The organism is Acidimicrobiia bacterium (assembly GCA_029210695.1).
GTDB lineage: Bacteria > Actinomycetota > Acidimicrobiia > Spongiisociales > JAHEDJ01 > JAHEDJ01.
In genome coordinates this window covers 22,919-32,353 of the sequence record JARGFH010000044.1, presented here as the reverse complement: position 1 = coordinate 32,353, position 9,435 = coordinate 22,919, and the positions used below count along the sequence as shown (strand labels likewise).

Annotated in this window: 5 protein-coding genes; 2 read left to right on the top strand and 3 right to left on the bottom strand. The window is 62.0% G+C overall.

The window, feature by feature from the left end:
• Nucleotides 1–38 precede the first annotated feature (38 nt).
• The 3 genes from P1T08_13410 to acs form a co-directional block, all read right to left on the bottom strand.
• Nucleotides 39–962: a DUF222 domain-containing protein gene (locus P1T08_13410; GenBank protein MDF1597072.1), complete on the bottom strand. Its 924-nt coding sequence runs from the start codon at nucleotides 960–962 to the stop codon at nucleotides 39–41.
• Between the two features lie 271 nt (nucleotides 963–1,233).
• Nucleotides 1,234–3,126 (bottom strand): propionyl-CoA synthetase, encoded by a 1,893-nt coding sequence (locus P1T08_13405; GenBank protein ID MDF1597071.1) that lies wholly within the window; start codon nucleotides 3,124–3,126, stop codon nucleotides 1,234–1,236.
• Between the two features lie 32 nt (nucleotides 3,127–3,158).
• A complete protein-coding gene (gene acs / locus P1T08_13400; protein MDF1597070.1) occupies nucleotides 3,159–5,120 on the bottom strand; it encodes an acetate--CoA ligase in 1,962 nt (653 codons plus the stop codon).
• Between the two features lie 206 nt (nucleotides 5,121–5,326).
• On the opposite strand from acs, the gene P1T08_13395 reads away from it, so the two are divergent.
• Nucleotides 5,327–5,752 carry a hypothetical protein gene (locus P1T08_13395; protein ID MDF1597069.1) on the top strand — a complete coding sequence of 142 codons (426 nt, stop codon included), beginning with the start codon at nucleotides 5,327–5,329 and terminating at the stop codon, nucleotides 5,750–5,752.
• A gap of 133 nt (nucleotides 5,753–5,885) precedes the next feature.
• Nucleotides 5,886–9,428: a response regulator gene (locus P1T08_13390; protein MDF1597068.1), complete on the top strand. Its 3,543-nt coding sequence runs from the start codon at nucleotides 5,886–5,888 to the stop codon at nucleotides 9,426–9,428.
• The last annotated feature ends 7 nt before the right edge of the window (nucleotides 9,429–9,435 follow it).

Sequence of the window (9,435 nt, the reverse complement as noted above, 5' to 3'; positions counted from 1 at the left end):
TCACTGGCGAGCAGGTGGTCCCATCCCCCTGGCGAAACTCATCTCAAGGTGGTCCCATCCCGCTGGCGGGCGACACATCCACCATCCCGATACAGGATGGCTCGGCGCAGTCTGGGTGGGATCACCCTGGTGGTACGCCCGGCAGCTAAGGGCTGGCCGTTGCGGAAGGTGATGTGTTCAACCGAACCGCTGCAAAAGATCTCCTCTAGCGTCTGCGATCCGACGCAGAGACCTGAAGCTGTGGTCGCGCCGGCATCCCCGTCTGATGAGATGGGTTGTTGTGTGGTGGTGAATACCGACAGAATCGGCCCAGCAGAACTGTCGCTTCCTGAAGTGGATGTGAGCGAATCCTGTGAGATGGATACGAGAGCGTCAGCGTGTCGTTGACCAAAAGTGCCTTTGCCGCCATCAGGAAGGAGCGGAAGTGAATCTGCCCGGGTGAGGAGGGCTTGTTCGACGAGTTCACCGTCCACCCCTGGCAGTTTTCCCCAAAACCGGTATCCGGTGCGGTCCAGGGTGGGCTGCATAGACTGGAACCGGTCAGAGAAGACTTGTTGTTGATCGGAGCGGGTCATATGCCGGTGCAGCGCGGTGAGGCGCCTTACGCCGGGGATATCGAACCCTGCAGACTGCTCGACCCGTGCCTCTGTTGCGCACGTCGCCGCCAACGTGGCGGTAGCAAGAATCCGGTCAAACGACACCGTTCCCGTTTCCAACCGGTCTTCCAGGTCAGGTTGGTCGGCCAACGTTCTAGCTGCCGAGACCAGCGTCTTGGCGGTCTCCGGCGCAATGTCCAATCTGCCGGCCGTCCATTCCTGCAAAGACCGGCATCCATCCGCCAGCGGAGTTTGGCGGCGATCGGCCTCTCTCAGCAACTGAATCTGTCCGGCCCGGATGCGAGAAACAGCCGACTCGAGTTCGATCAGCAGCCGTTCCAGAACATCGGTTGTCATCGAGGTCATGAAATCGTGTTCCATGAATACAACAAACGACCCACCAGTGACAGAAACCGGCCGATTGAGGCCGTAACGGCAGAATATAGGGATCTGGCGGGAGTGGACGCCTACCGGCCGACAACCGGGACGGGCACTTCGGAGGTCGGCAAGAAGCAGCCGGGTGTGAGCGATTAGCCCCTCCTCTCCTGCAGGGAGGGATGCCCACGGAATCGGCATCTCAACAGTTGGCCTCGCTGCAGGTATCCACCGATTCTCGACGACGGCCGGAGCCGAGTGCCTACTCCTTCGGGTACCCGACGCCCTCCAGCGAGTGGGTGATCTCGTCCAGGATCTTCGGGTCGTCGATGGTGGCGGGCATCTTCCACTCCTCGCCGTCGGCGATGGCTCGCATCGTCCCACGCAGGATCTTGCCCGACCGGGTCTTCGGGAGCCGGTCGACAACCATCACCGTCTTGAACGTGGCTACAGGACCGATCTTCTCCCGGACCAGGGCAATCAACTCAGATTCGATCTCGTCCGCAGATCGATTGGCGCCGGCGTTGAGGACAACGAACCCGACCGGGAGCTGACCCTTCAGGGTGTCGTTGACGCCTATCACTGCGCACTCGGCAACGTCTGGATGATTGGCCAGAACTTCCTCCATGCCGCCTGTAGACAAGCGGTGCCCGGCGACATTGATGATGTCGTCGATGCGACTCATGATCGAGATATATCCATCCTCATCCATGAAGCCGGCGTCACCGGTCAGGTAGAAACCCTCGTGGTGGTTGAGATACGAATGTACATAGCCCTCGTCGTTGTTCCACAGGGTCGGCAGCGTGCCAGGGGGCAGCGGCAGTTTGACCATGATCGTGCCGATTTCGCCGGCCGGAAGTCGGCTTCCTGAATCGTCGAGCACCTGAACATCCCAGCCCGGAACCGGCTTCGTCGGAGAACCGGCCTTGACGGGCAAGGGCTCGATACCCATCGGATTGGCGACAATGGGCCACCCCGTCTCGGTCTGCCACCAGTGGTCGATCACCGGAACCCCGAGCTTGTTCTCTGCCCACTGCAATGTGTCGGGATCACAGCGCTCTCCTGCCAGGAACAAAGCCCTGAACTTCGAGAGGTCGTATCCAGACAGCAGCTTGCCGTCGGGGTCCTCTCGTTTGATGGCCCGAAACGCGGTCGGGGCAGTGAACATGGTCACTACGTCGTGATCGGCAATCACCCTCCAGAAGGCTCCGGCATCCGGCGTTCCGACCGGCTTTCCTTCATACAGAATCGTGGTGTTCCCGTGAAGCAGCGGCGCATAAACGATGTAGGAGTGACCGACCACCCAACCGACGTCCGACGCCGCCCAATAGGCCTCACCGGGCCGAACGTCGTAGATGTTGTCCATGCTCCACTTGAGTGCAACGGCATGCCCGCCGTTGTCACGAACAACCCCCTTCGGGATGCCGGTCGTTCCGGAGGTGTAGAGGATGTAGAGAGGATCGGTGGCAGCTACCGGAACGGGATCCACGGGAGACGCCTTCGATTCCTCCTCCCTCCAATCGAGGTCACGACCGGGAATCAGCTCCGCCTCCAGCTCGGGCCGTTGCAGGATGATCGCCTTTTCTGGTTTGTGCGACGAGAGCTCGATGGCCCCGTCGAGCAGCGGTTTGTAGGCGATGACCCTGCCCGGCTCGAGGCCGCAGGAGGCCGACAGCATGACTTTGGGCCTGGCATCATCGATGCGGGTGGCAAGCTCCTTGGCTGCGAACCCTCCGAACACCACCGAGTGAATTGCCCCGATGCGGGCGCAGGCCAGCATGGCGATTGCCGCTTCGGCGATCATCGGCATGTAGACGATCACCCGGTCGCCCTTGTCGACCCCGTGATTGCGAAGCACCCCGGCGAACCGGGCCACCTCGTCGCGCAACTCCCGGTACGTATAGGAGCGCACCGAGTCGGTCATGGCGCTGTCGTAGATCAAAGCCTTTTGATCGCCCCGCCCCCTTTCGACGTGCCGGTCGAGTGCGTTGTACGACGTGTTTAGAGAACCACCGGAGAACCAGCGGTAGAAGGGGGGTCGGGAATCGTCGAGGACGGTATCCCACCGATCGATCCAATCGATGTCTTCAGCCGCCTCGGCCCAGAACCCGGCCGGATCACGCAAGGACCGGTCGTAGATCTCCTGATATGTCACCTTTCCTCCTCCCTGCCATCCGGACGGCGTCGTTACTCGTCGCTCGGCTTGGTCTGCGACATGGCGGCAATCGCCTGCACCACCGATTCGTTCGCCAGCGTGGTCACATCGCCTAGCTGCCGCTCCTCCGAGATGTCTTTGAGAAGACGCCGCATGATCTTGCCCGACCGGGTTTTCGGCAGGTCGTCGGTGAACACGATGCTCTTCGGTTTGGCGATCGCACCGATCTTCTCCGCGACATGATCCCGCAGTTCGTGGAGCAGTTTGTCGTCTCCGATTTCACCGGCGCGCAACGTGACGAACGCCGCAATTGCCTGGCCGGTGATTTCGTCCTTGCGGCCGACGACGGCCGCCTCTGCAACTGCCCGGTGTGAAACGAGAGCAGACTCAACCTCGGTGGTGGAAATGTTGTGGCCTGCGATCAGCATGACATCGTCGACACGGCCGAGGAGCCAGAAGTAGCCGTCCTCGTCTCGCTTGGCGCCGTCACCCGGGAAGTAGACGCCCTCCATGCGTGACCAGTAGGTCTGCACGTAGCGATCCGGGTCGCCGTAGATGGTCCTCAGCATCGATGGCCAGGGACGCCGGATGGCCAGAAACCCTCCGCCACCGAGCGGGACCGAGTTGCCTTCTTCATCGATGACGTCTGCCGAGATTCCGGGGAAGGCAAACGTGGCAGACCCGGGTTTGGTTGGTACCGCGCCGGGCAGCGGGGTGATCATGATGGCACCGGTCTCGGTCTGCCACCACGTGTCGACAATCGGACGGCTGCTGCCGCCAATGTGCTCGTGGTACCACATCCAGGCTTCGGGGTTGATCGGCTCGCCGACCGTGCCGAGTACGCGCAACGAGCTCAGGTCGTGCCCCGCAGGGAACTCGTCGCCCCACTTCATGAAGGCACGAATCGCGGTTGGAGCCGTGTAGAAGATGGTGACCTTGTAATCCTCGATGATCTTCCACAGGCGGTCCTTCTCCGGCCAGTCGGGCGCACCTTCGTACATCACGCCGGTCGTGCCGTTGGCGAGTGGCCCATAGACGATGTAGGAGTGGCCGGTGACCCACCCGATGTCGGCTGCGCACCAGTACACGTCGTCCGGTTTGATATCGAAAACGTAACTGTGCGTCGTAGTCACACCCGCCAGATAGCCGCCCTGCGTGTGAACGATTCCCTTCGGCTTTCCGGTCGTACCCGATGTGTACAGGATATAGAGGAGGTCTTCAGCGTTCATCACGGCCGGCTCGAACTCCGTCGGCTTCCCTTCGATGAGGTCGTGGTACCAGACATCCCTACCCTCGGTCATTATCACGTCGTTGTCTGTGCGCTTCACGACCACCACGTGCTCGATCGATGGGCTTTGCGCTACCGAAACATCGGCGTTCACCTTGAGTGGGACCACACTCCCGCGTCGCCAGGCCCCATCCTGGGTGATAACGACCTTGGCTTCTGCATCGTTGATGCGGTCGGCCAGCGCGTCCGAGGAGAATCCGCCGAACACTACGGAGTGGGGTGCGCCGATGCGGGCGCATGCGAGCATCGCAATCGGTAGTTCGGGGATCATCCCCATGTAGATGGCGACCCGATCGCCTTTCGCGACACCAAGCTCTACCAGCCCGTTGGCGAAGCGATTGACCTCTTCGTATAGCTCGCGGTAGGTGAACGTCCGGGTGTCGCCGGGTTCTCCGATCCAGTGATAGGCGACCTTGTCGCCTTGAGAGGAGAGATGACGGTCTAGGCAGTTGTAGGTGACGTTCAGCTCGCCGTCTTTGAACCACTTGAAGAAGGGCGGATTCGAGTCGTCGAGGATCTCTGTCGGTTCCTTGAACCAGGTGATCCGGCTCCTTGCCTGCTGCTCCCAGAAACCGAGCCAGTCTTCTTCAGCTTGTTCGTGAAGGCCTGGTTTTGCGTTGGCCTGCGCGGCAAATTCGTCGGACGGTGGGAAGACCCGGTTCTCCGTGGAGAGGTTCTCGATGGCCTGACGGCTGCTGTCTGACACAAAAGCTCCTTCCTGCCGCCCGCGACGCGGGCACATCACAATTCGAGGGACACGCCCTGACAAATGACATGCTACGGAAGCACCACCTCTTACACCACGGAGTGCCGCCGACCGGTCGATATGGGCGGTGAGCGGTCCGCAGCGGGTGCTGAACCACTCGACGCAAACGGTTTGCCGAACCCCGTTTCGCGCGTGAGGATGGGCGCATGTCGGAAACCCCGTCCACCAAAGTGCCCCGTCGCCGCCCAGGTTTCCCCTGGTTCGGACCTACGCAGATCTGGCTGCTCGTGAGCCTTCTCGTCGTGCTGATCGGCAGCATGCTGCGCTGGTGGAACACTGTGGCCGGTCCGGTGTACGGCCTCGACAACTGGGGGATGATCTCGCTATGGGCAGCGGCTGTTGGCCTGGCAGGGGTGTTCTCAACCCGCCATACGCTCTACCGGTTCTTGCCGGCACTCGGTGGAGCTGTTGCGCTCGGGTTGGTTATCTGGCTGATGGTGACCGGCACCTCCGAGTGCACCCTCGATGAAGGCACCCTGTGCCAGCCGGCCTTCGGACTCATAATCACCGGAGCGGGTGCGCTCAACACCGTCTTCCTCGGTGGCCGGGAGTTGCTGAGCACCCGGCAGTAGGCCTCGACCAGCTCAACGTCTCGTTGTGCAACGTGACCGGGACCGCCCTTTGGTCGTTCAGCCGGCTTTCGTGCCTCCGGGGCGGTGATCGATAAGTCGTCAAGACCGCCGGATCGCGGCCGACAAGTCAACTATGGCTGTGCCACTGGGAACCCGGGCGGAGATCGCACCCGTCTCGCAACGCGACGTTGTAGAAAGCACGTCCGCCGCCATCGAAGGTGCCGTCGTTCGCGGCCTTCAGTGGGGCGGGGTTCTCCTCGGCATACCCCTCCTGATCGCCGCCGCCGCCTTTTCCGACGCGGGTATAGCCTTCCTGGCATCCCTCTCGCTCGTAACCGGCGGGTTCGCGTTTCTCCAGTTGCACCGAGGCAGTGTGAATGCTGCGCAACTGATTCTCGTTGTGGCAACCCTGGCTGCCGTCGAGATGCCCGTTCAACCAGCCGAGCGCTGGAGCCCCCTCCTCGTGGGTGTGGCGGCCTTCGGTGCGGTCGGAAGTCTGTTCGTCCGCGGCCGACGGCTGGTCATCTACCTCGGTTATCTGGGGACCATCTGGGCTCTCCAGGTCCTGTGGGCGGCAGACCAGGGATCGGGGGTCTTTGCCGGTGCCCGGCAGACACACCTGTTCACCATGGCTCTCGAAGTGGCGGTCTTCGTGGTCATCGCCGGCGCTCTCCATCGGATCGCCACCGCGGTCCAGAACAGTGAGCTCGGCTATCAGGCGCTCTTCGCCCGCGCTCCAACGTCGATCTGGCAGGAGGATTACCGCGGCGCCGCCGCGATCCTCGATCGTTTGCGGACCGATGGGGTCGTCGACCTTCGCAGCCATCTGATCGACAATCCCGACGTATTCGACCAGGCTCTTGCCGCCATCCGTGTGATCGATGTCAACGAAGCCGCAGTTGCTCTCTTGGAGGCCGACGGCCCCGAGGACCTGCTCGGATCGATCAATGCGGAGACGGTCGACGAAGATGCCAGGAGGTCGTTCCTCCAGCAACTCGTTGCCATCTGGGCGAGACAGGATCATCTCGTCATCGACTTCTCGGGCACAACATTGAAAGGAAACCCGTTCGACTGTGTGATGCATTGGGAGGCGCCTCCCGACGGCAAGGGCGGCCTCGACCTCGGGCGGGTCCTCGTTTCCATCGTCGACGTCTCCAGATTGAGAAACACGCAGCGAGATCTCGCCGCCAAAAACGAACTCCTCGACAGCGTCGCCAACGCACAGCTTCGCTTCATTCGCACGAGTGGAAGCCGGGTTGATCAGTTCGAATCCCTACTCGACGACCTCCTCCGGCTGACGAACAGCAACTGGGGCCTCATTGCGGAGATGCTTCCCGTGGACGACGAATCCCACCTACTGGTTCGCGCTGCCCGCGGCGCCGGGTGGCAGAACGACGCGACCGACTGCACAACGGCTTCGTCAGGGGGGCTGATCGGGCTGGCGCTGGGAACCCAGGAAACCGTGATCGCCTCTCGTCCCACCCGCGAAGATCTTCCCCTTTATCCGGGCAACGCCGATGACCTCGACTCGATAATGATCGTTCCCTTCCGGCAAGCGGGCTCGGTGGTCGGGGTCATCGCCATCGCCAATCGTCCAGGTGGGTACTCGCAAGAATTGGCCGAGCAGGTCGAACCGTTCATCGCGACGATCGCCGGCCTAACGGATGCGATCAGGACGGAGCAAAGGCGGGTTGCCGCCGAGTCTGCCTTGCGGGAAGCGAAGGAGACGGCGGAGAGGGCAACAGACGCCAAGTCGCAATTCCTTGCCAACGTCAGCCATGAGATCCGGACTCCGATGAACGCTATTCAGGGGATGACGGAACTGGCACTTGCGACGGATTTGACCGGGGAACAGCGCGAGTACCTCGGAACTGTCAAGTTGTCGGTCGACAGCCTCTTGACGTTGGTGAACGATCTGCTCGACGTGTCGAAGATCGAGGCAGGTAAACTCGAACTGGAGGCCATCCCCTTCAGCCTCGCCGAGACCGTCGGAGACACCATTCGGACGATCGCCGTGCGGGCCGCAGCCAAAGGCCTCGCTCTCAACTACCAACTGGACCCCAACATACCGGACGCCGTCGTTGGAGACCCCGGGCGGATCCGTCAGATTCTGTTCAATCTGGTAGGCAACTCGGTGAAGTTCACCAATGTCGGTGGGATCAGCGTGTTTGTCAACGCCACCGCGCTCACCGACTCCAACATCGACCTCCATGTCTCCGTTGCAGACACCGGGGTGGGAATCCCTGCCGACAAGCAGGAGAAGATCTTTGAGGCATTCGCCCAGGCAGACGGTTCAACCACCCGCCGGTTCGGAGGGACGGGGCTCGGGCTGACTATCACTGCCGAACTGGTCGAGAAGATGGGCGGTCGCATCTGGGTGGAGAGCGCCCTCGGCTCTGGAAGCGCCTTTCATTTCACAGCCTCACTCGGCGTGGCTGATGACGAGGCAGTCTTGCTGCAATCCCTCGGTCCCGAAGCGTCCGGCAATGTTCATGCTCTGCTGATCACCGACTCCGCCGCCGCCCAGCGCAACCTGACAGAGATGCTCCGCCAGGGAGGGGTGTCGTCCGTCGGGGCGATGGGCCTCCCGGATGCGGTCGAAGTCATGACGAAGATCGAGCGACTCCGTCGTCGACCGGATGTGATCATCATCGAGCACGAACAAGACACCCTCGGAATGGCCTCCCGGGTGTCTGGACATGGGGCCTTCAACGGCATACCCGTTGTTGTTTGTCCGACATCCGGTCAACGCGGCGAAGCTAGCGAATACCGTTCGGCCGGCGCATCTGGCTACCTTGCCAAACCGATCAGCTCATCCGAGCTACTCGAGATTGTTCGAGTCCTCTCCGGCCCCTCCCGTCCCGATCTCCTCGTCACGCGGCATTGGATTCGAGAACGAAGAACCAGGATGCGGGTCCTCGTTGCCGACGACAGCCCGACCAACCGGCGTCTGGCGCTGCGGCTCCTGGAGAAGCGCGGTCACGTCGCGGTAGCAGTCGAGAATGGATACGAGGCCGTTCGGGCGGTCGCCGATGGGAGCTTCGACGCAGTCTTGATGGATGTCCAGATGCCGGGAATGGATGGCCTGGAAGCAACCGCGGTTATCCGCACCAACGAGGCCGCCGACCACCATCTGCCCATAATCGCTCTCACCGCTCACGCGATGGACTCCGATCGCGACCGTTGCCTCGAAGCCGGAATGGACGGATTTCTGGCAAAACCATTCCGAGCCGAGGAGCTCTTCGCCGTTCTGGAGCAGATGGTTCCACACGGAAGCGTCTCCGGTGCACCGGCGGAGGCAGCGCCCGAGCAACCCCGTCCTGTCGTGTTCGACCGCGAAGACGGATTGGCCCGGGTCGAAGGAATGCTCGACGTGCTGGCTGAAATGGCCGAGCTCTTCCTGGAGGAAGCGAAGATGCTCTCGGAAGCGATCGCTGAAGGATTCGACCGGAACGACCTGACGGCTATCGCCGGGGCATCACACCGGATCAAGGGCAGCTCGGGGCTGCTCGGGGCTACAGGCACCTTTGGCGCCGCCCGCCATCTAAACGACATCGCCAAAGCCGGCGACCTCGCAGGGGCGACGAGTGCGTGGCCGAGTTTGCAGGCCGAGCTGACCTTGCTCGAGCCGGAACTGCGCCGACTCATCGCCGAAGCGGGCATCGTCCACAGCTAGCCGGGCA